At 59.7% G+C, this 24,791-nt stretch carries 17 protein-coding genes and 1 tRNA gene; 4 read left to right on the top strand and 14 right to left on the bottom strand.

From position 1 onward, the window contains the following. Nucleotides 1-107 precede the first annotated feature (107 nt). The 3 genes from OU26_RS03370 (at nucleotide 108) to glgC (ending at nucleotide 2,557) form a co-directional block, all read left to right on the top strand. Nucleotides 108-198 (top strand) — tRNA-Leu (locus OU26_RS03370). Between the two features lie 52 nt (nucleotides 199-250). Continuing rightward, nucleotides 251-1,123 carry a TrmH family RNA methyltransferase gene (locus OU26_RS03365; RefSeq protein ID WP_026645859.1) on the top strand — a complete coding sequence of 291 codons (873 nt, stop codon included), beginning with the start codon at nucleotides 251-253 and terminating at the stop codon, nucleotides 1,121-1,123. Between the two features lie 189 nt (nucleotides 1,124-1,312). Continuing rightward, a complete protein-coding gene (gene glgC / locus OU26_RS03360) occupies nucleotides 1,313-2,557 on the top strand; it encodes a glucose-1-phosphate adenylyltransferase (protein WP_026645858.1) in 1,245 nt (414 codons plus the stop codon). A 111-nt stretch (nucleotides 2,558-2,668) separates the two neighbouring features. Here glgC and OU26_RS03355 read toward each other — a convergent pair whose 3' ends face one another. The 13 genes from OU26_RS03355 to aroC form a co-directional block, all read right to left on the bottom strand. Continuing rightward, on the bottom strand, nucleotides 2,669-3,259 hold the full coding sequence (locus tag OU26_RS03355; RefSeq protein WP_026645857.1) for a metal-sulfur cluster assembly factor: 591 nt from the start codon (nucleotides 3,257-3,259) through the stop codon (nucleotides 2,669-2,671). A gap of 94 nt (nucleotides 3,260-3,353) precedes the next feature. Beyond that, nucleotides 3,354-3,908, bottom strand: coding sequence for a Fe-S cluster assembly sulfur transfer protein SufU (gene sufU, locus OU26_RS03350; RefSeq protein ID WP_026645856.1), 555 nt, complete (start codon nucleotides 3,906-3,908; stop codon nucleotides 3,354-3,356). 5 nt (nucleotides 3,909-3,913) lie between these two features. Next, nucleotides 3,914-5,188: a cysteine desulfurase gene (locus OU26_RS03345; protein WP_026645855.1), complete on the bottom strand. Its 1,275-nt coding sequence runs from the start codon at nucleotides 5,186-5,188 to the stop codon at nucleotides 3,914-3,916. Further along, nucleotides 5,185-5,964 carry a Fe-S cluster assembly ATPase SufC gene (gene sufC, locus OU26_RS03340; RefSeq protein WP_011743126.1) on the bottom strand — a complete coding sequence of 260 codons (780 nt, stop codon included), beginning with the start codon at nucleotides 5,962-5,964 and terminating at the stop codon, nucleotides 5,185-5,187. The genes OU26_RS03345 and sufC overlap by 4 nt, the downstream gene beginning before the upstream one ends. Before the next feature lie 18 nt (nucleotides 5,965-5,982). Continuing rightward, nucleotides 5,983-7,206, bottom strand: a complete 1,224-nt coding sequence (gene sufD, locus OU26_RS03335; protein ID WP_026645854.1) for a Fe-S cluster assembly protein SufD — start codon at nucleotides 7,204-7,206, stop codon at nucleotides 5,983-5,985. Nucleotides 7,207-7,211: 5 nt separating this feature from the next. Then, on the bottom strand, nucleotides 7,212-8,732 hold the full coding sequence (gene sufB, locus OU26_RS03330) for a Fe-S cluster assembly protein SufB (protein ID WP_051592878.1): 1,521 nt from the start codon (nucleotides 8,730-8,732) through the stop codon (nucleotides 7,212-7,214). A gap of 139 nt (nucleotides 8,733-8,871) precedes the next feature. Further along, nucleotides 8,872-10,461, bottom strand: coding sequence for a L,D-transpeptidase family protein (locus tag OU26_RS03325; RefSeq protein ID WP_237743769.1), 1,590 nt, complete (start codon nucleotides 10,459-10,461; stop codon nucleotides 8,872-8,874). 249 nt (nucleotides 10,462-10,710) lie between these two features. After that, the gene (locus tag OU26_RS03320; protein ID WP_026645852.1) at nucleotides 10,711-12,372 is read right to left on the bottom strand and encodes a CTP synthase; all 1,662 of its coding nucleotides are present in this window, start codon (nucleotides 12,370-12,372) and stop codon (nucleotides 10,711-10,713) included. Nucleotides 12,373-12,497: 125 nt separating this feature from the next. Further along, nucleotides 12,498-17,792, bottom strand: a complete 5,295-nt coding sequence (gene pulA / locus OU26_RS03315) for a type I pullulanase (protein WP_026645851.1) — start codon at nucleotides 17,790-17,792, stop codon at nucleotides 12,498-12,500. Between the two features lie 322 nt (nucleotides 17,793-18,114). Beyond that, nucleotides 18,115-19,611, bottom strand: a complete 1,497-nt coding sequence (locus OU26_RS03310) for an alpha-amylase (protein WP_051592876.1) — start codon at nucleotides 19,609-19,611, stop codon at nucleotides 18,115-18,117. 145 nt (nucleotides 19,612-19,756) lie between these two features. After that, on the bottom strand, nucleotides 19,757-20,206 hold the full coding sequence (aroQ, locus tag OU26_RS03305) for a type II 3-dehydroquinate dehydratase (protein ID WP_026645850.1): 450 nt from the start codon (nucleotides 20,204-20,206) through the stop codon (nucleotides 19,757-19,759). 35 nt (nucleotides 20,207-20,241) lie between these two features. Then, the gene (locus tag OU26_RS03300; RefSeq protein WP_026645849.1) at nucleotides 20,242-21,861 is read right to left on the bottom strand and encodes a bifunctional shikimate kinase/3-dehydroquinate synthase; all 1,620 of its coding nucleotides are present in this window, start codon (nucleotides 21,859-21,861) and stop codon (nucleotides 20,242-20,244) included. Between the two features lie 17 nt (nucleotides 21,862-21,878). Continuing rightward, entirely contained in the window at nucleotides 21,879-23,072 is a 1,194-nt protein-coding gene (aroC, locus tag OU26_RS03295) for a chorismate synthase (RefSeq protein WP_026645848.1), read from the bottom strand. 48 nt (nucleotides 23,073-23,120) lie between these two features. Here aroC and OU26_RS03290 point away from each other — a divergent pair, with 48 nt between their 5' ends. Next, nucleotides 23,121-23,591 (top strand): prepilin peptidase, encoded by a 471-nt coding sequence (locus OU26_RS03290; protein ID WP_026645847.1) that lies wholly within the window; start codon nucleotides 23,121-23,123, stop codon nucleotides 23,589-23,591. Between the two features lie 15 nt (nucleotides 23,592-23,606). Here OU26_RS03290 and mltG read toward each other — a convergent pair whose 3' ends face one another. Continuing rightward, nucleotides 23,607-24,788: an endolytic transglycosylase MltG gene (mltG, locus tag OU26_RS03285; RefSeq protein ID WP_026645846.1), complete on the bottom strand. Its 1,182-nt coding sequence runs from the start codon at nucleotides 24,786-24,788 to the stop codon at nucleotides 23,607-23,609. Nucleotides 24,789-24,791 lie beyond the last annotated feature (3 nt).

Genomic DNA, 24,791 nt, shown 5'->3' with positions numbered 1-24,791 from the left:
GCTTCCGAGCCTATCAGAAACCCCGACACAAGCTGCGACACGCCGACATTTGCATCGTGGCGCCAAGCTGCTATAGTTTTCATTCGTTGCCGGTGAGCAACGCACCTGTCCGGGTGGCGGAATGGTAGACGCGCTAGCTTGAGGTGCTAGTGCCTATTTTATACAGGCGTGCGGGTTCAAGTCCCGCTCCGGACACCAGAAAAACCCCTTGGAAACAAGGGGTTTTCTTGTATCTAGCGAAAGACAGGCAATGCGGTTCATCCATCTTGACTCCATCGATGACGAACGTGTGGCGGCATACACGAATCTCACGGAAATCCAGCTACGCAACAAGCTGGAGCCCAGCAAGGGGCTGTTCATCGCCGAATCCCCCAAAGTGATCGATCGGGCGCTCGCCGCGGGCCGTGAACCGATTTCCCTGTTGGTCGAGGAACCGTGGATCGAAGGCATGTCCGAGACATTCAACGTCATCGACGAGCGCTGGGGAGCCGACATCCCTGTCTATGTAGCCTCTCCCGACCAGCTCAAAAAGCTCACCGGATATCGGCTACACCGTGGCGCCCTGGCCGCGATGAAACGCTGGCCGCTGCCCAGCGTCGAAGAGGTCTGCCGTGGCGCCCACCGCATCGCGGTCATGGAGGACATCGTCGACCATACGAATGTCGGAGCCCTCATGCGTTCCGCCGCGGCTCTCGATGTGGACGCGGTGCTCGTCACCCCTTCCTGCGGCGACCCTTTGTACCGCCGTGCGGCGCGAGTGTCCATGGGCACGGTGTTCCAGGTACCGTGGACGCGTATCGGCGGAGATGACAGGCACTACTGGCCATTCATCGGCATGCAGGAATTGCGGGATCTGGGATTCACCACCGTCGCGATGGCTCTTGAGGATGATTCCATTTCTCTCGACGAATTGGTACGTCGTCTCAACAACGACGAGAGCGCCGACGATCATATCGACAAGCTCGCGCTGATTTTCGGGACTGAAGGCGACGGCTTGTCGCACCATACTATTTCCCGTGCCGATCTGACGGTGAAGATTCCCATGAGCCATGGCGTGGACAGTCTGAACGTCGCGGCTTCAAGCGCCGTCGCTTTCTATGCGACCCGCCGCATCGACGCATGATGTAGCAGTCTCTGGAACGTCCCGAGGAATGAAACAGCATTGAAACAGATTGCAAATTTTCATGACTCGCGCCGAAAACTCCTTGCTATTTGCTGAAAATATGCAATCATGGTGTGCGTAAGCGGTTTCGTGAGGAAGCGGACCGATCGTGCATACGGTGTCGTAAGACGCTCTCGGAGAGGAGTTCCCATGGTAAAGAACCCAAAGATTCTTTCCATCGTGCTGGCAGGCGGTGAAGGCACCCGTCTGATGCCATTGACCAGGGACAGAGCCAAGCCGGCCGTCCCGTTCGGCGGCGTGTTCCGTCTGATTGATTTTCCGTTGAGCAATCTAGTCAACTCCGGCTACATGCAGACGGTGGTTCTCACCCAATACAAGTCCCATTCGCTGGATCGCCATATCTCCACCGTATGGCGCTTCTCCCCACTGCTGGGCAACTACGTATCCCCTGTTCCTGCGCAGCAGCGTCTTGGAAAGCACTGGTACCTGGGCTCCGCGGACGCCATCTATCAGACGGTCAACATCATCGAGGACGTGCAGCCCGACATTGTGGTAATTGTCGGCGCCGACCACGTCTACCGCATGGATTTCCAACAGATGGTGCAGCAGCATATCGATTCCGGCGCCGAATTCACCGTGGCCGGCATCCGCCAGCCCATCAGCCAGTCCAACCAGTTCGGCGTCATCGAGGTTGACCCCGAGCATCCGAACATGATCAAGAGCTTCCAGGAGAAACCGGAGACCACCACTGGTCTGCCGGATGATCCGAATTCCATTCTGGCCTCCATGGGCAATTACGTGGCCAACACCGACGCCCTGTTCGAGGCTCTCGCCTTGGATGAGAAAGCCGAAGACACGAAGCATGACATGGGCGGCGACATCGCACCGTATTTCGCGGCGCGGGGCGAGGCCGGTGTCTACGACTTCAATTCCAACGAGATTCCGGGCGCCACTCCGACCGATCACGCCTATTGGCGCGATGTGGGCACACTGAAGCAGTTCTACGACGCGCACATGGATCTGATCTCCTATGTGCCGGAGTTCAACCTGTACAACACCGAATGGCCCATCTACACGCTGTCCGGCAATCTGCCGCCTGCGAAGTTCGTGCACGCGGGTCACGACCGTCTGGGGCATGCCACCGATTCGATCGTCTCCCCCGGTGTCATCGTTTCCGGTGGAGAAGTGCATCATTCCGTGCTGTCGCCGAATGTACGCATCCATTCGTGGTCGCAGGTTGTCGATTCGATTCTGTTCGACGGCGTGGTCATCAACCGTCGGGCGCGCGTCTACAAGGCGATTCTCGACAAGAATGTCGTCCTGACCGAGAATTCCACGGTCGGCATCGACACCGAGCATGATTTGGCTCGTGGCTTCACCGTCACGCCCGAGGGCATCACTGTGGTACCGAAGGGCACCGTGGTCGACGACTGACACGAAAGGCATATGGAAGGGCGCACCTCCCAACAAGGGAGGTGCGCCCTTCCATATGTGAAACGTCAAAACCGCATCGTGCCGGCCGAACCGTGATACGGATAACAACCGTCAGTATTTCGGCAGATTATCGAAATTGAATCCAAGCGCGGCAAGCTGGTCACGCCCTTCCGGAGTGATCTTGTCCATGGTCCAACGCGGTTGCCATGTCCAATCAATACGGAATTCCTCGACGAGACCGGCGAGGGTGCTGGCACATTCGTCCTCGATCAGATCGGTCAGCGGACATGCGGGAGTGGTGAGCGTCATCGTGATGATGGCGCGTCCCAACTCGTCAATCTCAATGCCGTAGACCAAACCAAGGTCGATAACGTCGATGCCAAGCTCCGGATCGATGACCTGATGGAGAGCCTCCTTCACGTCGGCTGCCGTGGCTCGCCCGATGTCATCGACGGCCTTCAGGGGAATGTCATCTTCCTGCGACTCGGAGCACGCGCATGCGCCGGCATGGTCACCGCAGCCGCATGCATCATCCTGTTTGCCGTTTTCAGTACCGGTTTCCACCGGCTTCCCGTTCTTGAATCCTTTGGCCAGATTCGGATTGAGCATGACTCGACGAGCCGCGTCCTCATCGTCGCCCAAGGCCTTGGCAACGGAATCGAAGACCGACGCCTGCGGTTCGGGTACCAGGGTATCGCTCATTATCACTCCAGACTCTTGATGGATGCTGCTGTTGAGCAAGGGTAGTATGTCGCATCGGGTTTGTCACCGGTGTTTCCCGGCCGACGAACCGGATTCACTTCTCTTTGGCCGTCAACGCCTTGGCGACGGCGTCCTTCATGCCTTCCCAGCCGAGCAACGCGCATTTGATGCGCATCGGATATTGGGAGACTCCCTGGAAGACGATGCCGTCATCCAAGGCATCCTCGGCCTGCTCATCATTCAATCCCTTGCCTCTGGACTCCATGAGCTTATGGAAGGTGTCGGCGAGCTTCATGGCCTCGTCCACCGTCTTTCCTTCGACGAGATCCACCATCACGGACAGGCTGGCCTGGGAGATGGAGCATCCGTGGCCGTCCCACACAAGCCGTTCGATGGTGCTCGGTTCGGCATCGGAGACCTCCGCGTGCACGGTGGCCTCATCTCCGCAGGTCGGGTTGAATTGGTGCGATTCGCCCGGCGTGCAGTATTCATGATTGGCACGCACCGTGGTCTCGGCGCCTTGCGAGGACTCTTCGGAAGCCAGATCGGGAGCGAAATGCTCCTTGCCATGCGGGTTTCTCGCGGCCTCAAGAATGACTTCCTGGTACATCTGCTCAAGATCGCCGCCGGACATCTCGAAATCACTCATATTCGTCACCTGACCTCAAAGAACGGACGGACCTTGCCAAGCGCCTCGATGAGGGCCTGCGCGTCTTCGACCGAATTGTAGATGCCGCTGGACGCGCGGTTGGAGGCATACACGCCGAAATGACGATGCACGGGCTGTGCACAATGGTGGCCGACGCGGATGGCGATTCCCTGCGCGTCGATGAACTGGCCGACGTCGTGCGGATGCACGCCTTCGACTTCGAACGCGACGGTACCGATGCGGTTCTCGTTGGAGCGGGGTCCGAGGATACGGATTCCCTCGATGTCTCCCATCTTGAGCAGCTCGTCGGTGATGGTTCGCTCATGCGCTTCAAGATTCTCCATGCCGATGTTCATCAGCCATTCGGCGGCGACGCCGGCCGCCACGACCTGCGCCACCGGTTGTGTGCCTGCTTCGAAGCGCGCCGGAGGCTCCATGTACTGTGCCTCCTTGTCCATCCACGCCAGCTCCACCATGGATCCGCCGAAATTCGCCGGAGGCAGCGCCTCAAGCATGTCGCGCTTGCCGTACAGGAAGCCCACGCCGGTCGGACCGTACATCTTATGGGCACTCCACGCGGCGAAATCGACGTCCATGGCATGGAAATCGACTTTGAGATGCGGCACGGACTGGCATGCGTCAAGCACGAACACCGCGCCGACCTCGTGGGCACGCCGCACGATCGGAGCGATGTCAGTAATCGCACCTGTGGTGTTGCCCACATGCGTCACAGCGACGATCTTCGTACGGTCGGTGATCACCTCATCGGCGGTGTCGGAACGGACGCGGCCCTCATCATCCAGATCGATCCATTTGAGCGTGGCGCCGGTGCGCATGGCGAGTTCCTGGAACGGCAGCAGCACGGAATGGTGTTCCGCCTTGGTGACGACGATCTCATCGCCCGGTTTCAACGCGAAACGCTTGGCGGTCTCTCCCCCACGTCCAAGCGACGCGTTGCCGAATGCGGTGGCCAACAGGTTCAGTCCTGCGGTGGCGCCGGAGGTGACGACGATCTCCTCTTCACCCTCCGCCGAATTTGCGCCGACCAGCTTGGCGACTTTGGCGCGGGCCTGCTCGAACGCCATGGTGCTGCGCGCAGCAAGCTCATGGGCGCCACGATGCACACCGGCGTTGATGGTGCGGTAGAACTCCGCCTCGGCGTCAATCACGCATTGCGGCTTCTGCGAGGTCGCCGCAGAATCCAGATACACCAGCGGATGACCGTGGATCTCCTGATCGAGAATCGGAAATTGGCTGCGGATCGCTGCGAAATCGGTCATGCCAATGCGCTTTCCGAATCGGAGCCTTCCGGCAGGTACGCGTCATAACCGGTTTCCTCAAGCTCGTCGGCGAGTTCGGGACCGCCAGTCTTGATGAAATGCCCATCGGCGAACACATGCACGATGTCCGGCTTGATGTAGCGCAGGATACGGGTGTAGTGCGTGACCATGAGGATGCCGAACTGATTGGCCTCCTTGGCACGGTTCACACCTTCGGAGACGATGCGCAGCGCGTCGACGTCAAGGCCGGAGTCGGTCTCGTCGAGAATGGCGAACTTCGGCTTGAGCAGCTCCAGCTGCAGAACCTCGGCACGCTTCTTCTCGCCGCCGGAGAACCCTTCGTTCACGGAGCGGGTGGCGAACTTCGGATCCATCTTGAGCCGCTTCATGGCTTCGGACAGTTCCTTCGTCCACGTACGGATGGCCGGCGCCTTGCCGTCCACTTCGGTTTTGGCGGTGCGCAGGAAGTTGGTCATGGACACGCCCGGCACTTCGACCGGGTACTGCATGGCCAGGAATATGCCCGCCTTGGCGCGCTCGTCCGGAGTCATCTTGAGGATGTCCTCACCGTCGAGCAGTACCTGTCCGGAATCAACGATGTACTTGGGATGTCCGGCCAGCGTATATGCCAATGTAGATTTGCCGGAGCCATTGGGTCCCATGATGGCATGGGTCTCGCCGGAATTCACGGTCAGGTTCACGCCTTTGAGGATCGGCTTGATGCCGTCCTTGGTTTCGACGTGTGCGTATAGGTCTTTGATTTCAAGGGTTGACATGGTATTTGCTCCTGACGTTTATTTCTCTTCCAAAACCTGTGCGATCGCGTCGTTCTCGCCACGTGCCAGGCGTTTGTCGATGACGGCCATGAGGTGTTCGGCAATCGCCGGAATGCCGATTTCCTCGACGAGTTCGCCAAAGAAGCCACGCACCACGAGCTTGCGGGCCTCAGTCTCCGGAATGCCGCGCGATTCGAGATAGAACAGTTCCTCATCATCGAACCGTCCAACGGAGGACGCATGTCCGGCACCGACGATATTGCCGTTCTCGATTTCCAGATTCGGTTCGGAATCGGCGATGGCACCCGGGGTGAGCACCAGATTGCGGTTGAGCTCATACGAGTCGGTGCCTGGAGCTGTCGGCTCGATCAACGCGTTGCCGACCCACGTGGAATGCGCGCCTTTGCCGTCAAGCGCGCCCTTGTAGACCACACGGCTCTTGCATTCGGGATGGTTGTGCACCACCATAGTGCGATGCTCGATGTGCTCGCCCGGATCGACGAAGTAGATGCCGAGCATGTTGAGCTCTCCCTGTTCGCCGCCGAAGTCCTGATCCATGCGGATACGCACCACATCGCCGCCAAGCGTCACCACCGAGTGACGCAGGGAGGCTCCCTTTCCGACATGGATGCGCTGATTGCCGACATGCTTGGATGCCTTGCCCCATTCCTGGATGAAGGTTGTGGAGACATGCGAATCCTTGCCGGTTTCGATTTCCACACCCTCCGCGAGACGTGCGTCTCCATCGTGCTCCACGACCACGTCGGCATGGGCGCGGTCCGAAGCGATGATCGACAGGTGGAATGCGTCAAGATCCATGCCCGCGCCATGCACCTTGACGAGCACCGGCTGGCCGATCTCGCCATCGATGTGCAGAATGCCGGCCCGTCGACCCGCATTCCACTCGATGACGGACACGCGGTCGTTCGGTTTGGAGACGATGCCCGTTCCGGCATCCCCCACTTTGCCTTCGACATAGCTGACGCCATCGGCAAAGGGCGAACCATCGATCATGGAAACGGTTACCTGCGTCTCATCGGATGGTTCGAACGTATCGAAGAACTCCTCGATGCGTTCCACCGGAGTGTACCGCCAATCCTCCTGCCTGCGATCCGGCTTGGCGAACGCGCCCACATCGAAGGAGCGCGGCGCGCGATCCGCGGACGACGGCATGGCCGCCGGGTTCGCGTACGGATCGGACGGATCCGCGACGGGGATATTGATTTCCTGAGTTTGTGCCATGGTGATCAGCCCACCGATCCTTCCATCTGCAATTCCACCAAACGGTTCAATTCGAGCGCGTATTCCATCGGCAGCTCACGGCTGATCGGTTCGACGAAGCCTCGCACGATCATGCCCATGGCCTCCTCCTCGGACAGACCACGGCTCATCAGATAGAACAGCTGATCCTCGGAGACCTTGGAGACGGTGGCCTCATGCGCCATGGAGACGTCATCCTCGCGCACATCCACATGCGGATACGTGTCGGAACGGCTGAACTCGTCAACAAGCAATGCGTCGCAAACCGTTGAATTGGATGAACCTTCAGCCCCTTTGACGATTTTGACGAGCCCTCGGTACGCAGAACGTCCGCCGCCACGGGAAATCGACTTGGCCACGATGGTGGAGCTGGTGTGCGGAGCGAGATGGATCATCTTCGCGCCCGTATCCTGGTACTGCCCCTTGCCTGCAAAGCCCAAGGACATGGTGCTGGCCTTCGCATATGGTTCCGCGAGTATGCACGCCGGATACTTCATGGTGGCTTTCGAGCCGATGTTGCCGTCGACCCATTCCATGGTGCCGCCCTCGCGCACATAGGCGCGCTGCGTCACCAGATTGTAGACGTTGTTCGACCAGTTCTGCACAGTGGTGTAGCGCACACGGGCATGCGGTTCGACAAAGATCTCCACAACACCGGAATGCAGGGAATCGGTGGAGTAGATTGGTGCCGTGCAGCCTTCCACGTAATGCACGTAGGATCCCTCATCCGCGATGATCAGCGTGCGCTCGAACTGGCCCATATTCGGCGTGTTGATGCGGAAGTAGGCCTGCAGCGGGATATCCACGTGCACACCCTTCGGCACGTACACGAAGGAGCCGCCCGACCATGCGGCGGTGTTCAATGCCGAGAACTTGTTGTCGTTGCTCGGAATGCACTTGCCGAAATACTTCCTCACAAGATCCGGATACTTCTGTACGGCGGTGTCGGTGTCGACGAAGATGACGCCCTGCTCCTCAAGATCCTTCTGGATCGAATTGTAGATGACCTCGGACTCGTACTGCGCGGCGACACCGGAAACCAATCTGCTTTTCTCAGCTTCAGGAATGCCGAGCTTGTCATAGGTGGAACGGATTTCGTCAGGCAGCTCCTCCCATGTGGTGGCCTGCTTGTCAATCGGTTTGACATAGTACTTGAAATCGTCGGCGTCGAAATCCTTCAGATCGACGCCCCACTGCGGCATCGGACGATTGATGAAATCGCGATACCCTTCCAATCGTTTTTCCAGCATCCATTCCGGTTCATGCTTGTCGGCCGAAATGGCACGCACGACGTTCTCGTCGATGCCCTTTTTCGCCGCCTCACCGGCGAAATCCGTATCATGCCAGCCGTAGGAGTAGTCACCGAATTGCTCGATAATCTCGTCATCCTGCTTGATTTTGTCTTCGTTCACGCGCGTGCGATCAGCCACATACTGGCTCATCTCCACGTCGGCCGCGGCGTTGGACGCTTGGTTCTCTGCCACCGTACGCTGCCTCCATTCAATCATTGGTACCTATGACAAACTAACAGAACACATGGTGAAACACTAGGCCTTATTCGAAATTCGGCAGTGATTCATCTAACACATCGGAAAAAGGCGGGGAACCTGTGTCGGCTCCCCGCCCCATGCGGAACCAGTCATTCCGTCAGGCCTGGACATGCACCGTGGTGCCCATCAGACACCAGTTGTAGAACCATTCCGCCTGGTCCCAACCGATACCCACGCACCCGTGGGAGGTGTTCCGCCCCATGGCCTGGATGTCCGAATCGTTGTATGCGCTTTGCGTGGCGATCCGATGGATCGCGCATCCCGTCTTGGAGAAGTAGTTCACAAAGCCGACGCCCTTGACGTTCCAGTTCTCCTGCTGACCGTTGGAAAGAGCGAGATTACCGCTCATGTCCTGCGATTGGTATTTGAGCCAGATCTTGAAATCTCCATCAGGGGTGCAATTGTCATATGCGTTCGCATCGCAGTGCGTCGGCGTGCACAGATCTCCGCTGGGCTGGCATTGACCGGTCTGATAGTTGTTGCCTTGGCCTGCGGACATGTGCATGACGCGCAGGGTCTGACCGTTTTCGATGGCCGTCACGGTGTGCTGCGAAAGGCTGACGACAACGGTGCGCGTGGTCTTCTTCGGATTCTGAGGATCGCAGGTGCCTTGGATGGAGACGGAATTGCCACCGTCGGCCAACGCCTTGGCGGCATCCACGCCGACGTTGGCATCGCCTCCATCGGCGACGGTCACGCCATCATGGCCTTCCTTGTTGGTCTGCAGCACATCGCCAACACTGTTGACGATCACATCGCCATCGACACGGTCGGCATGGAAGTTCGGCTTGATGGATCCGTCATAGTACTGCTGGAGCTTGGATCCGTCGAACACCAACACTCCCTTGCGGAATTGTCCGTCCGGCAGCCTGGCTCCATCATCCGCGGAGACACTCATGGAGGATGCGATGGACGCGGCGTCGAACGAGGCCACCGCATGATCGCCGATCTTGACGGCGACTGGATTCGCGATTAGCGCATCCGCTACGGTCTTGGCAGTTTGGGCTTCGTCATCGGTGACGGCAGGCTCCGTCTGCCGATATTCGACCTTCACCGTGGAAGGCGATTCCTTGCCAAGAGACTCGACGGCCTTTTCGGCTTCCTCGACCACTCCGGAGACATCGATGCCAACGCCTTCCTGGCTCGGGACAACGTCGAACGCGTCACCGGCATCGTTGAGTTTCAATCCGGCATCGACCGCCGAAGTCGACTCGACACCGAACAGATTGCCCACGACATGGGCGTCGGCCTTCTGGGAGGCGAACGCCTTGGAGGTCACATCCTTATGATTCCAGAACATGTACCTGCCAATGGGCGAATCATCCCTTTTGGCGTTGAACACTTCCTGGGCCACGGCCTTCGAATCAACGGTCAGTCCAAGATCCTTCAAGCCGACCTTCTTCGTGGTCCCGTTATATGAAATCGGAATGGTGATGGAGTCGGCCTCATCGGCGATCTTGTCGGCGATCTGCTGCTGCGTCTTGCCAGTCATGGAATGTCCCCACAACTTCACCCCCGGCAGCGCGTGGGACTGGTAAAACCAATAACCGCCACCCGCGACGGCGCCAAGCAGCACAAGCACCGCCAGAACAATCCACAGCCACAGCAGGCCATGTCCCTTCTTGGCGAGCGCCGGTTCCCGTCCATCATCGACAGGATCGGCGACCTGCGCGATATGGAGTCCCATATCGGAATTCTGGACAGGTCCCGAAGACGTATCCGTCTCAGGAAAGACGATTTTCTGCCAATCATCATCTGGAACGTTCATATCAGCCAATCTCAAACAAACCTCTCCGTGGGTTTCCCGTCGTTATTCCTTGGAGGGACTCATGACCCCCAAACAAATACCCATTATGCAACATGGCCATGAATTCATCGGAATACATGGCCATGCAATGTCGAATCGGACCATCATCCGATTCACTCACCCATCGATTCAGCGCGCCTGCTGGTGATCCAGAGCGGCCTTGACCAGACCTGCGAACAGCGGATGCGGCTTGGTCGGACGGGATTTGAACTCCGGATGCGCCTGGGTGGCCACATAGAACGGGTGAACCTCGCGAGGCAGCTCGACGAATTCGGTGAGCTCGCCGTCAGGGCTTTGACCGGAGATGACCAGACCGCCTTCACGCAGACGGTCCTTGTAGGCCACGTTCACCTCATAGCGGTGGCGATGGCGTTCGGTGACATGCGTGGTGCCGTACAGCTCCGCGACGATGGAGCCTTCCTCCAGTTCCGCCGGATAGGAGCCGAGGCGCATGGTGTGCCCCATATCGCCCTTGCCTGCGACGATATCCTTCTGCTCCTCCATGGTGGCGATGACCGGGTTGGCACAGTCCGGATCGAATTCGGAGGAATTCGCGTCCGTGATGCCGAGCACGTCACGAGCGTATTCGATGACCATGGATTGCAGTCCAAGGCACAGGCCGAGCGCCGGCAGCTTGTTCTCGCGGGCATAACGCAACGCACCGATCTTGCCGTCGATGCCACGGATGCCGAAGCCGCCCGGAATCACGATGCCGTCGACCTGGTCGAGTGCGGCGGCCGCGCCTTCCTCGGTCGCACACTTGTCGGCGGCCACCCACTTGACGTTGACCTTGGCCCAGTTGGCGAAGCCGCCGGCCTTGATGGCTTCGGTGACGGACAGGTAGGCGTCCGGCAGGTCGATGTACTTGCCGACGATCGCCACGTTGACCTCGTGCTTCGGATGGTGCACGCGCTCCAGCAGATCCTCCCATTCGTCCCAATCGACGTCATGGAACGGCAGGCCGAGCTCGCGGACCACGTAGGCGTCAAGGCCTTCGTTGAACAGGATCTTCGGCACGTCGTAGATGCTCGGGGCGTCCACGCAGTTGACCACGCCTTCGGAATCCACATCGCACATCAGGGAGATCTTGTCCTTGATGGACTGGTTCAGCGGGCGGTCGGAGCGCAGGACCAAGGCGTCCGGGGAGATGCCGAGCTGGCGCAGCATCATGACGGAGTGCTGAGTCGGCTTGGTCTTGAGCTCGTGGGCGGCGGCAATGTACGGCACCAGGGAGACGTGCACGAACATGCAGTTCTCGGCGCCCAGATCGCGGCGGACCTCGCGTGCGGCCTCCAAGAACGGTTGGGATTCGATGTCGCCGACCGTGCCGCCGATTTCGGTGATGATCACGTCGACGTCGTCCGACGCCTGGGCGCGCATACGGGACTTGATCTCGTTGGTGATGTGCGGGATGACCTGCACGCACTGGCCGAGGTATTCGCCGGCGCGTTCCTTGCGCAGCACTTCCTGATAGATCTGGCCGGTGGTGACGTTGGCCTTCTGGCTCAGGTAGACGTCGAGGAAACGCTCATAGTGGCCGATATCGAGATCGGTTTCGGCGCCGTCCTCGGTGACATAGACCTCACCATGTTGGAAGGGGTTCATCGTACCCGGATCCACATTGATGTACGGGTCGAGCTTCTGCTGCAAAACCCTGATGCCGCGGCTACGAAGCAGTCGGCCGAGGGAGGAGGCGGTCAGGCCTTTGCCGAGAGAGGAGACAACGCCGCCAGTGACGAAAATATGCTTGGTGACGTGTTCTTGAGAATTGCCATGTTGTCTTCTAACCATGGAACTTCAGTCTATCAGCGGCGCAAGACGCGGCGTGTTCCATCGTGATACGAAAAGGCGGGACCGCATTGCTCCGCGGTCCCGCCTTTCGGAAATTCAGGAAATACAGTCAGACGATTGCGATTTTATCGGTCGCCGGCCTCCTTCCTGCGGAGGACGATCAACACGCCCGCCGCAACGGCGAGCACCATGACGGCCAAGGCGATTCCGGCGACGTTGGAGCCTGTTGCCGGGCTCTGCGCCGCGCTTTTCTCCGCGTCTTCCTTTGTATTGTCGGCCTTGCCGTTGATCTTGCCATTGTTCTTATCGGCGGCCGGGGTGACGGCCTGCTTCTGGACGTGCACCGTGCGGGTGAAGGTCGTGGTCTTGCCACGGGAGTTGGTCACGGAGTAGACCAGCTTGTAGTCACCGACCTTATTGGCGTCCACGGTGCCCTCGACCTTGATCTTGTCGGTCAGATCGCCGTCGATGTCGTCGGTGGCGGAGACGCCCGCCATCGGATCGAACTTGGAACCGACGGTGATGGTCGTCGACTCGTTCACACCGCTAATCACGGGAACGACGTCGTCGGCGGAGGCGACCTTGAGCACGGTGGCGGACAGTGCGCCAGCGGTGTATGCGGAGCCCTTGCGGACGGTGACGCTCTTGACGTCGTCGTCGCCGTACACGGTGCCGTTTGCGGCGAGCACCTCGTACTTGCCGGCCTCGACGCCATCGATGGCGGCGACATCGTTGTTGGCGTTGAAGATCACCACGTAGGTGCCGCTGGAGTCCTTCGCCTGATAGGCCACAACACCGTTGGCGGACTTGAGCATGGTCACGCTGGCGTTGATGTCGCTGTAGCTGGTCTGGCGGAGGGCAGCGATCCTGTTGCGCAGCTTGATCAGGCCCCTGACGTAGTCGACGGAGCCCGCATACTGCGTGGTGCGATCCCAGTCGATGGCGTTCACCTCGTCACCGGCGTTATAGCTGTCGCCGTTGCCGCCCTTGGTGCGCAGGAACTCCTGGCCCAGCTGGATGGCCGGGATGCCTTCGGACAGGTAGACCACGGAATCGGCGAGCTTGGCGCGCGCCTCGGTGGTGGCCTCGTCATCCGTGGGCACGGACTTCCTGAGCTTGTCGTACAGGGTCATGTTGTCGTGGATCTCGGCGTAGTTCACCACCTGACCGGCATCCGCGTAGTGGTCCTGCGCATTGCCGTTCCAGCAGGTGGTGGAGGCGTCGGCGTCGTACTGGCAGCCGAGCACGTTGTGGGCGATGAGGCTTTCCTGATCGGCCTTGCCGGAGACGAAACCGGTGTCGGTGTCGGAGAACACGGAACCCTTGAGGCCGTCGCGGATCGAGTCGTTGAAGAACGCGATGCCGTTGTTGGTGCCGTCCGAAGCGACCTGGTAGGCGTTTGGCTGGATGGTCATCTCGCTCTTGTCCATCGTGGAGTTCATGTCCCAGCCTTCGCCGAGCACGATGATGGACGGATCGATCTTGTCGAGGGCAGCACGAACCTCCTGCATCGTCTTGGTGTCGATCAGACCCATGAGGTCGAATCGGAAGCCGTCGATGTTGTAGTTCTTCGCCCAGTAGGTCACCGAGTCGACGATGTACTTGCGCATCATCGCACGTTCGGAGGCGGTGTCGTTGCCGCAACCGGAGTCGTTGACGAGCGAACCGTTGTCGTCATAGCGGAAGTAGTAGCCCGGGACCGTCTTGTTGAACGAATGGTTCGCGGCATTGTAGACGTGGTTGTACACCACATCCATGATGACGCGGATGTTGTTCTTATGCAGGCCCTTGACCATCTGCTTCATCTCGGTGACGCGGGAGCTCGGGTTGCTCGGATCGGAGGAATACGAGCCTTCCGGCACATTGTAGTTCTCCGGGTCGTAGCCCCAGTTCTGCGCACCCTGGGCGTTGTAGCTCAGGTCGCCGGTCTCGTTGACGGAACCGTAGTCGTACATCGGCATGATCTGCACGTGGGTGACGCCCAGCGACTTGAGATAGTCGAGGCCGGAGGTCGCACCCTTGGCGGTCTTCGTGCCGGATTCGACCACGCCCAGGTACTTGCCCTGCTTGTCGGCGGAGATGCCGGAGGCCGGGTTGATGGAGAAGTCGCGGATGTTCATCTCGGCGATGGAGGCGTCGGTGGTCTTGCCGAAGGCCGGCATGCGCTTGCCCGCCTTGCCCATGGCCTTCTTGGAGAGCACCACGGAGCGCTCGCCATTGGCGACGGCCGCGGTGGCGTACGGATCGGCCGAGGTGTTCACCGTGCCGTCGGCGAAGGTGAGCCTGTAGGAGTACGCGGTGCCGGAGGCGAGCTTCTTCACCGTGGCGCTCCACACGCCCTTGCTTTCACTGGTCATGTCGATGGTCTGATCGATCTCGGCATTCGGGTCGGCGGACTTGTAGGTGACGAGTTCGACCTTGGTGGCGGTCGGGGCCCACACCTTGAAGCCGGTCTGCTTCTTGGCGAATGTGGCGCCCAGATCCTCGCCGCTGTAGGCATACTTCTTGTCGAAGGCATCCGTGCGGACCACCGAACCGGCGATGGCGTTCTGGGAGCCGAAGCCCTTGATCTCGACGGTGTACTTGCCGCGAACGTCCAGATCCTTGTCGGCGGTGATGATCACCTTGGTGCCGTCGGCCTTGAGACTCTTGACATCGACGGCTTTGCCGTCGGCGTCCGTGACGGTGACCTTGCCTTTCAGGTCATCCGTGGAGACCTTCTTGGAGAGCTTGGCGGACAGCTGGTTGGTGCCGGAGATCTCGGCGGACTTCATGGTCGCGCCGAGGGACGGACGGGAGGTATACACCGTGGCGTCGCCGCCGAGCAGCCACACTTCGGCGGAGGCGTTGCCGTCGGCGTCGAACACGAGCGCGTTGGACGGGATCCTGTGATCGGCGTCGTCCGGGTCCTTGGCCTTCCACGCGTCCTTACCGTAACGGCGCAGCATGCCGATATCGGAAGCGCCGTCGTTGTTGTAGTAGGTGTAGTTGGTGAAGGAGTACTCCGCGATCTCGCCCCAATCGTCATGGGTGGTGAAGGTGGCGGCACCGCCGTTCCAATTGGATGCCCAGGTCCAGATATCCCACTGCGGCACAGTGGTGCTGGTGTCCTCGGCGTTGTAGTACAGGCCGTCGTCTCGGTTGTAGTGCACCTTCACCTTGACGGTGTTGGCCTTGCAGGCGTAATCGGCCGGTGCCGAATCAAGCGTCTCGACAGTGGTCGCCTCGCCCTGGTCCGGGTACTTGGTGCCGTCGATCCACACCTCGGCGGTGCCGTCGGCGCTCACGGTGACGCTACGGTCGGCGCCGTACTTGTTCCAATCGCTGGTGGTGACGAGGAAGCCGAACTTGTCGTACTTGCCGTCGAAATTGAGCACGGCGACCTTGCCCCAGCAGTCAGTGCCGGTGAAAGCGTGGTGCTTGGCGTCCATGTTGCCGCCGTTCACATCGGTGCCCCACACGTACACGCCGCGGTTGTCCGAGGCGCTGGAGGGCTTGTAGTGCACGACGAGACGGGTCTTGGCGCCGATGGATTCGGGATTGCCGACGGTTGCGGCCTGATCGCTCACGCCCACATGGGTGATGCCGACGTTGGCATGGTAGTTGCCGCCGCCCTTCGGGTTCTCCCAACCATCGGTGTCCTTGTCGTGGAACACGAAGTCGATCGCCTTGCCCTTGGTGTTGATGGTGGCGGTGTAGTAACCCTGCGCGTCGAGGGTCATGTCGGCTTCCGGCTGCTCCCAATCGTTGCCGAGGCCGTAATGGACCTTCGGGGTCTTCCATTCGGCGTTCGCGGGCTTGTAGTAGATGGTGACGCTTCTGTCGTCGGGCAGGGCGTCATCCTCTTCCTGGTTCACGTCGGGATCGGACGGATCGGTAGCGGCGGAGGCTGCGGGGTGCGAGGCCTTGGTAGCACCGGCATACAGGGCGATGGCGGAGTGCGCCGGCACCGTGGTCTCGACCTTGCCACCCTTGACGGTCACGGTCTTGGAGCAGTCCATGGTGGCGTACACGTTGCAGTATTCGCCGTCGGCGAGAGATGTCGTGTAGGAGGCGTCCTTGTCCTTCTTGCCGTTGTTGATGGCGATGAAGCCCTTGGCTCCGCGGGAGAAGGCGATGTTGTCGCCGCCGTCATCCTGCCAATCGGCGACCTTGGTGCCGTTGACATAGTTGCGGAAGGCGATCATGCCGCGGGTGGAGGTCCAGCGCTGCTCGCAGTTCCAATCGGAATCGTTGGTGGAGCATGCCTTGTCCATATCCACGTCGGGCACGGAGGTCACGGTCGCTCCGGGTGCACCGTTGTCGTTGACGTCCCACTTGTAGTCGGAGAGCAGGCGCGGGGTGCCGTAGTCGTAGGCCAGCATGAACGCGTTGGCCAGCTGGTACTTGGCGCCGTCCTTGTAGGTCAGCGCACCCTCGTTGCGGGCGGTGTCCCAGTTGGTGACGAACACGTTGGCGTCATCGGAGGAGAGATCCTTGCTCAGGCGATCGCTCAGCCCCTTGAGGTTGGCGATCTTGTCCTTGAAGGTCTGGTTCATCTCGGATTTGAAGCCGAATTCGGTCACGGTGCCGTTCTGCACGTAGTTGCTCGGCTGGATGCCCGCGGCCTCGGAGGCGTTGCCGATGACCTCCTGAATCCAGTAGATGTCGTTGGCGTTCTTGCCGATTTTCTTGGCGAACTTCTCCTTGATGGCCTTCATGCTGTCAGTGTGGATGTGCTTGACGGCATCCATGCGGAAGCCGCGCACGCCGGCGTTCCACAGCGAGGCTAGGTAGTCGGACTGGATGTCCTGCACCTTCTCGCTTTCGGAGTTGAAGTCCCACATGGAGCTCAGGCGGCATTCCTGAACTTCCTTCTGATTGGTGTAGTCGGAGATGTTCTTGGTGCAGCTGTGGAAGTCGGCGGCGGTGATGCCGTCCGGGTACTGCTTGGAGGCGAAGCCCGGGTAGCTGCCGGTGGAGCCGTTGTATTCGCTGCCGGCCACGCCCTTCTGGTCTCCGGCGGCCACGTCGGCGCCGGTGGTCTGGTTGAGCACCACGTCGGCGATGATGCCCACGCCTGCCGCGGAGCACTGCTGAACCATGTTCTTGAATTCGGCTTCCGTGCCCAGCTTGGAGTCGAGCTTGTAGCTCACAGGCTGGTAGCTGGTCCACCACTGCGTGCCTTGGATGGATTCCTGCGGAGGCGAGACCTCCACATAGGCCACACCTTCCGGACCATAGGTGTTGGTGCATTCCTTGGCGATGGTGTTCCACGTCTGCTGGAACGCAATCACCTGGACATCTTTCTGTTGATTGGCCTGCGTTTTGGATTGCGCCTGGGCCACGATCGGTGCCGCGACCAACGAAGCGCACGCCATGGCCGCGGTGACGCCCATCGCCACCACACGGCCTAATGGACGGTTTGTTTGAACGACCATCGTTCTCCGTTCTCATCTATGAGGCCGGTTCAAACGCCCATGGCAGGCGCCGCGACCGGCAACGTATGCGCCATGGTCATCTGCATCCACGCGGATAATTCAGAATATACTCGACGATGAATATGCATACGTTCACACTCCGAATCGTCATATGCTATATGACGATTTCTGCACATGTCAATGAAACAGCGTGACCCATTGGAATAAGTCGATCTTTCATCTTCCACACTGCAAACCGTTTCTGCAAACGTCACCCCCTAGTTTGCAATTCAAGCAGAAATCGCTTGCAAAAACAGCATCAAAAAGCAAACGATTGCACCCATCATCGCATACTGCGAGGCGTGGCGGCGACATGGAAGGCCACCGCGCCGCCGGCGGGCACCGTCAACGTGACGTCGCCGTTCCAACGCACGCGCACGGCGCCGGAACAATCGGCGGAACCATAGACATCGCAATACTCTCCTGCCGGCATCGATGTGTGGTAGGTGATCGTGTGGGCGTGCATGTCATTGTTGATGGAGATGAACGCGCGGGAGCCACGTCCGAAGGCGATCACATTGTCGCCGTCATCCTGCCAATCGGCAAGAGGCGCGTCACCCGCGACATTATGCCAGCCGATCATGCCGCGCACGTCCGTCCAACGGTCGGTGCAGCTCCAACCAGAGTCTTCCGAGCAGTCGGCGTCCGGCACCTTGGTCTTCGTGGCGTCCGGCGCACCGGAGTCAGCGTCATGGAATTCGTAGCCGGAAAACACGTTGGGGGTGCCATACGGGTAGGCCAGCATGAACGCGTTCGCCAAATGGTAGGCATCGCCATCCTTGTAGGTGAGCGTCATGCCATTGCGCTCGGTGTCCCAGTTCGTCACGAACACGCTGGCTTTGCCGCTGGAGGTGATGTTCTGCGGAATGTCTTCGATCGGCAGGTTTCCACCGGCCAATGAATTGGAGAACATGGATTTCAGGCGATAGGCGTATTGGAATTCGTTTACCTGTCCGGTTTTGAGATAATTCTTCGGTTGGATTTCGGTGGCTTCGGAATTATCTCCGATCACCTCCTGCATCCACCAGATGTCATCCATGGAGCGTCCGGATTTCTTCGCCACGAGTCTCTTGATGGCCAACACGTCCTTCGGTGGAATGTGTTTGACGGCATCCACACGGAATCCGGCGACGCCATAGTCGAGAAGCTTCACGAAATAGTCTGACAACACATCGCGTACGTGTCCGTTCGACGTGTCAAGATCCTGCAGGCCGGACACCTGGCAGTTCCACACGCTGTCGGCGTCACGATACGTCCATATGGAGCAGGGCGTATGGAAATCGGATGGGGCGTATCCGGCTTCAGGGAAATCGCCTTTGTTGCCGTAGGCGCTTCCGGCAGTGCCCGTACCCTTCGTCTTGTCGACGCCGGTGGTGTGGTTGATGACCGCGTCCGCGATCACGCCGACGCCCGCCGCCTTGCACTGACGGACCATATCCTTGAATTCGGCTTCGGTGCCCTCCTTCGAATCGAGCCTGTAGCTCACAGGCTGGTAGCTAGTCCACCACTGCGAGCCTTGGATGGATTCCTGCGGAGGGGATACCTGCACATATCCCACACCCTCGGGACCGAGCACCTCATTGCATTCGCGAGCCACGGACCGCCAATTGGTCTGGAACATGGTGACGATCACGTCGCTACGGTATCGCGCGGGATCGAAGCGGCCTCCGTCGTCCTCACGTGTCGGCACATGCAATGTGACGGCGGAAATGCCGACCGATACCGCGATGCATGCCATCGCTGCGACTACACGCGTGATCTTCCTTGCGACTGCGCCCATATTCCCCTGACCTCTTCGTCATATGCCGCTTTCGCGGTCTGCATACGTTTGCAATCCCACTGTATCCTATCAAGGGACAATCGTCATACAAAAAGCCGGACGCCGTGTATCGGCATCCGGCTTCACATCATAGAGACAAGAGGCTTCAGTGCTCCTTCAGCAAATGGGCGACGGCCTCAAGAGCCAGTTTGTACCCGAAAAAGCCCATACCGGTGATGGTACCGGTGGCGACCGGCGAAATCACGGAACGCTTGCGGAACTCGTCGCGCGCGGACGGATTGGAGATGTGCACCTCCATAAGCGGCAGTCCCTCGTCGATCACCATGTGCGCGGCGTCCGCCAAACCATAGGAGTAATGCGTGAAAGCCGCCGGATTCATCACGATCGGCGTTTTCTCGTCCGCGGCCTGATGCATCCAATGGATCATCTCGGCCTCGTCATCGCTTTGGCGCACCTCCACGTCAAGCCCCAGTTCCTTGCCCCATTCGGTGCACATCCTGCGCAGGGTCTCAAGATCCTGCTTGCCGTACACGTCGGGCTGGCGTACACCAAGACGGCCGAGATTCGGCCCGTTGACAACCACTACTTTGGTCATTTCGCTTCCTTTATGTTCGTTTACGCGCCTACGTTCTATCGCTGGATGCGCCGGAACGCCTCTTCGACGGCATCCGCCGGCGGGTTCTCAAGATGGATGGGATGGCCCAGCGATTCGAGGATGACGAAACGCAGCTTGTTGCCGCGCGCCTTCTTGTCGCGGTGCATGAGCGCCAGCACATCGTCCCAGCTGCCGTTGTTCCACGATGTCGGCAAACCGAGCGAGCCGAGCAGCGAACGATGGTAGTCGACCAGATCCTGGTCGATGTAGCCGAGCAGATGCGACAGTTCGGCCGCATACACGCAGCCAACCGCAACGGCGTTGCCGTGCCTCCAGCGGAAATGCTCCAGCTTCTCGATGGCATGGCCGAGCGTGTGACCGTAGTTGAGGAACTCGCGCAGCCCGGCCTCCTTGAGGTCGGCGGATACGTGATAGGCCTTCACGCCCACGGTATGTTCGATGAGTTCGGCCAGCACGTCCTTGAGCCCGGAATCGAGGAACGTCGCACCGTCGAAGGAACGCAATTCGCCGGCATGGGTCTCGAGGATGCGCAGGATCTCAGGATCCATGATGAATCCGGATTTGGCGACCTCGCCCAGGCCCTCGATGAAGATGTCGTTCGGCAGCGAGGCAAGCGTTCCCATGTCTGCGAGCACTCCCGCGGGCGTATAGAACGAGCCGACGAGGTTTTTGCCCTGCGGCGTGTTGACACCGGTTTTGCCTCCGGTGGAGGCGTCGACCATAGCCAACAGGGAAGTCGGGCAATTGACGTAACGGATGCCTCTCATCCATGTCGCTGCAACGAAACCAGCCAGATCCGTGGCGGCTCCCCCGCCAAGCCCGACGATCGCATCGGATCGGGTGAAACCTTCCTCCCCCAATCGCTGCCAGATACCATTAGCCACTTCGACCGTCTTGCCGGCTTCCGCATCGGGAATGACGATGTCATGCACGTCGTAGCCCGCCTGTCGGAGCAGCGTGCGCGCACGGTCGGAATGCCGCTGCACGGGCTGCGTGTGGATCAACGCCACTTTGGAGGGCTTGTCCCCCAGCACCTGCGCGAGCTGGCTCATCACGCCCTCGCCGATGCGCACATCGTATGGTTCGATGGTGGCGCCCGTGATATGAACTATGCGCTGGTCAATCATTTCCATCAGCTTTCTCGCGGCCACTTGCGGGGTCTGACCATAGGTGCGCACATGCACGTTGGCCACCTGCCTGAACACAGGGTCGCGCTCCTTGTACAGTTTCTTCCACCGTTCGTTGGCGTCTCCGTCGAGCATCGGACGTCCGCCGCCGCGGTTGGCGCGTTCCATGGCCTCCTTCGGATCGGCCATCAGATACACGACCTTGCCTCCGTCCGCGATGTATTCGGCGAGGCCCTGCCGGATGGACGGCGTCATCGGCGCCCCTCCTCCCAAGGAGAAGATGCCGTCGAAGTCCTCCAGCATGTCAAGCACGACATCGCTTTCCAACTTGCGGAACTCCGGTTCGCCGTATTTCGCGAAGTATTCGGGGATCTTCATCCCCGCGTCCCGTTCGATCTCATTATCGGCGTCGGCGAACGGCAGATGCATCATCTGCGCCACCTCCTTGCCGACACGGGTCTTGCCCGCGCCCATCATGCCGATGATGACGGCGACAGGTCTGCGCATTCCGGACATAGGGGCGGTCACCTCATATGCTCCGGCCAGGACGCCACATAGGATTCGGCGTTGCGTCTGGTTTCGGCGATGTTGTCTCCACCGAACTTCTCCAACACGTATTGCGCGATGGTGAGACGCACCATGGCCTCGGCCACGACGGCGGCCGCCGGAACGGCGGTGCTGTCGGAACGCTGGTTAATGGCTTGCGCAGACTCGCCGGTGGTGACATCGACGGTCCGCAAAGCCTTCGGAATGGATGGAATCGGCTTCATCGCGGCACGCACCACAATCGGTTGGCCATTGGACATGCCACCTTCGATGCCTCCCGCGCGATTGCTCAGACGCGTGATGCGCCCATCCTCACCGACCACCATTTCGTCATGCGCCTGCGATCCGGGGCGCATCGCCTCCAGGAAGCCGTCGCCGATCTCCACTCCCTTGATGGCTTGGACACCCATGACGGCACTGGCCAGCGCGGCATCCAAACGACGATCCGATTCGACATACGTACCGATTCCGGCCGGAACGCCGTACACCACGACCTCAATCACACCGCCCAATGTGTCGGCATTCTCCTTGGCCTCATCGATGCGGGCGATCATCTGCTGTTCGGCCGTCTTGTCCAGAGTGCGCACCGGGGATGCATCCAAGGCGTCAAGATCTTCCGGCTTCGGCAGCACGGCGTTCTGCGGATCGGTGATGCCCGCGCCGCCGATCGACAGCACATGGGAGACGGTGCGGATGCCGAGCGACTGTTCGAGGAACTGCTTGGCGACTTCTCCCAGCGCCACACGCGACGCGGTCTCACGTGCGCTGGAACGTTCCAGCACCGGGCGCGCGTCATCGAAGCCATACTTGCGCATGCCGGTCAGATCAGCATGTCCCGGCCGAGGGCGGGACAATGGGGCGTTGCGCCCCTCACGCGGAATGTCATGATCGAGCGGATCGGCGCTCATCACCTCGGTCCATTTCGGCCATTCGGTATTGGCGATCTCGATGGCGACCGGCGAACCAATAGTCTGGCCGAACCGCACACCGGTGAGCATGCGGACTTTATCCTGCTCAAATTTCATACGTGCGCCACGGCCATATCCAAGACGACGACGCGCCAATGCGCCAACGATGTCCTCAGTGGTGACGTGGATGCCCGCAGGCAGTCCCTCGATCATGGCGACTAGTGCTTCGCCGTGCGATTCACCTGCTGTCTGCCAGCGCAACATGCCAACTCCTTTTTCTGCCAAATACAATTCGTGGACTATCTTAACGGTATGTGGTACATGATTTGCCTGCCGAGTCTGCTCTGTGGAACGGCCGTCAGCATCGAGGACATCCGGTCACGCCGTGTCCCGCGCGCCTGGATCGCCTTCGGATGCCTGGCGCAGATCATCACGGATACTGCGTACGCGATTGCCTTCAATTCGCTGTTTCTGGTGCTGCAGGCGCTGCTGTTCGCAGTACTGTCCGCAGCGTTGCAGGGCTCGCTCGCGCTCATCAAACCGAGGGCTTTGGGGTTCGGCGATGTCACCTCGACATTGATGATCGGACTTTCCGTAGGCATGTTCGGGTTGTTCGCCATGGTGTATTGGTGGCTTGCGATCGCCGTGATCGGCATGCTCTGGATGGCTTTTTGGACACGGTTCGATCCGCAGAAGCACACTCAGTTCGCCGGCAAAACGCCGTTCGTCCCGGTCATTGTCATCGCCGGGACTATCGCCGTCATAATCAGCATGTTCCACTGATGAATATATGAAACGTCAGTTGGCGTTTTCGTTATTGTTCTTGTATTCGTCGCGGATCTTCCAGAATTCGTCCTCGGTCTCCACGAATTTGGTTTCTCCCGTCTTGAGATTGGTGGTGACGAAATACAGCCATTTGCCTTCCGGAGGATTCATGGCGGCCTGGATCGCGGAATCACCCGGATTGCTGATCGGCGTCGGAGTCAATCCCTTGTTGACACGCGTGTTGTAGGGATTGCTGCCATCTTGAAGCTGCTCGTCCGTCAGCTGGCTGCCGTTGATACCGAAGCCATATGCGACGGTGCTGTCCATGCCCAACGGCATATCCTGGTCGATACGGTTGAGGATGACACGTGCCACCTTGCCGCAATCGTCCGGGTTGTTGGCTTCGGATTCGGCGATGGATGCGATGATCAGGATGCGCTCCCGCTCGCTTCCGGCAGGGACATTCAAAGCATCAAGTTTGGCGACGCGCGCGTCCACCATGTCCTTGATGATCGTCTCCGCCGATTTCCCCTGCACCTCGTATGTGCCCGGTTCAAGCCATCCTTCGAATTTTCCGTTCGCCTCATCGGGAAGGATACCCTTGCCTCCGCCATCGATGATCACCTTGAATTCGGAGACATCCTGTCCGGACGCTTTCGCGGCGTTGGCGATGACGTCGGATACCCTCTCGCCGGCCTTCACTTCGGCGAAGCCGCCTGCTTTGCTCTGATCGGAGAGGATCTTAACGACATCGGCCGCCCTCATATGCGTCTTCAACGCATACACACCCGGATACAATGTCGCGCTGGCCGCGGCAATCGCGGAAGTGAAAGCGGATTCGGATTTGACGATGTCCTTCTTGACCAGATTCCGTGCGATCTGATCGGTGGCCTGCCCGGTTTTGACGGTGAAGGTCACGGCCTTGTCTCCCGGCCCCTTGTAATCCTCGATCTGGAGCGATGTATCGGAAGCCGTGGCCGCCTTGAGATGTCTGATCATGCCCACGCCGAAAAACCCGATGCCAGCTATCAACGCGATGACGGAGATGACCGCGACAACCGTCACCATGCGGCGACGGCGACGCATTTCCCGTCGTTTGCGTATGTCACGTCGTGATTTCGGGGGTTGAGACGGTTCGGGATCGGCGGACGCGCCTCCTGATGTCTCGACCCATTCCGCGTTGTCGGAGAAGTATTCATCCAAATCTTCGGTCATTAG

This window comes from Bifidobacterium ruminantium DSM 6489 (assembly GCF_000770925.1).
In the GTDB taxonomy this organism is placed as follows: domain Bacteria; phylum Actinomycetota; class Actinomycetes; order Actinomycetales; family Bifidobacteriaceae; genus Bifidobacterium; species Bifidobacterium ruminantium.
This window is presented reverse-complemented; position numbering and strand designations above follow the sequence as displayed.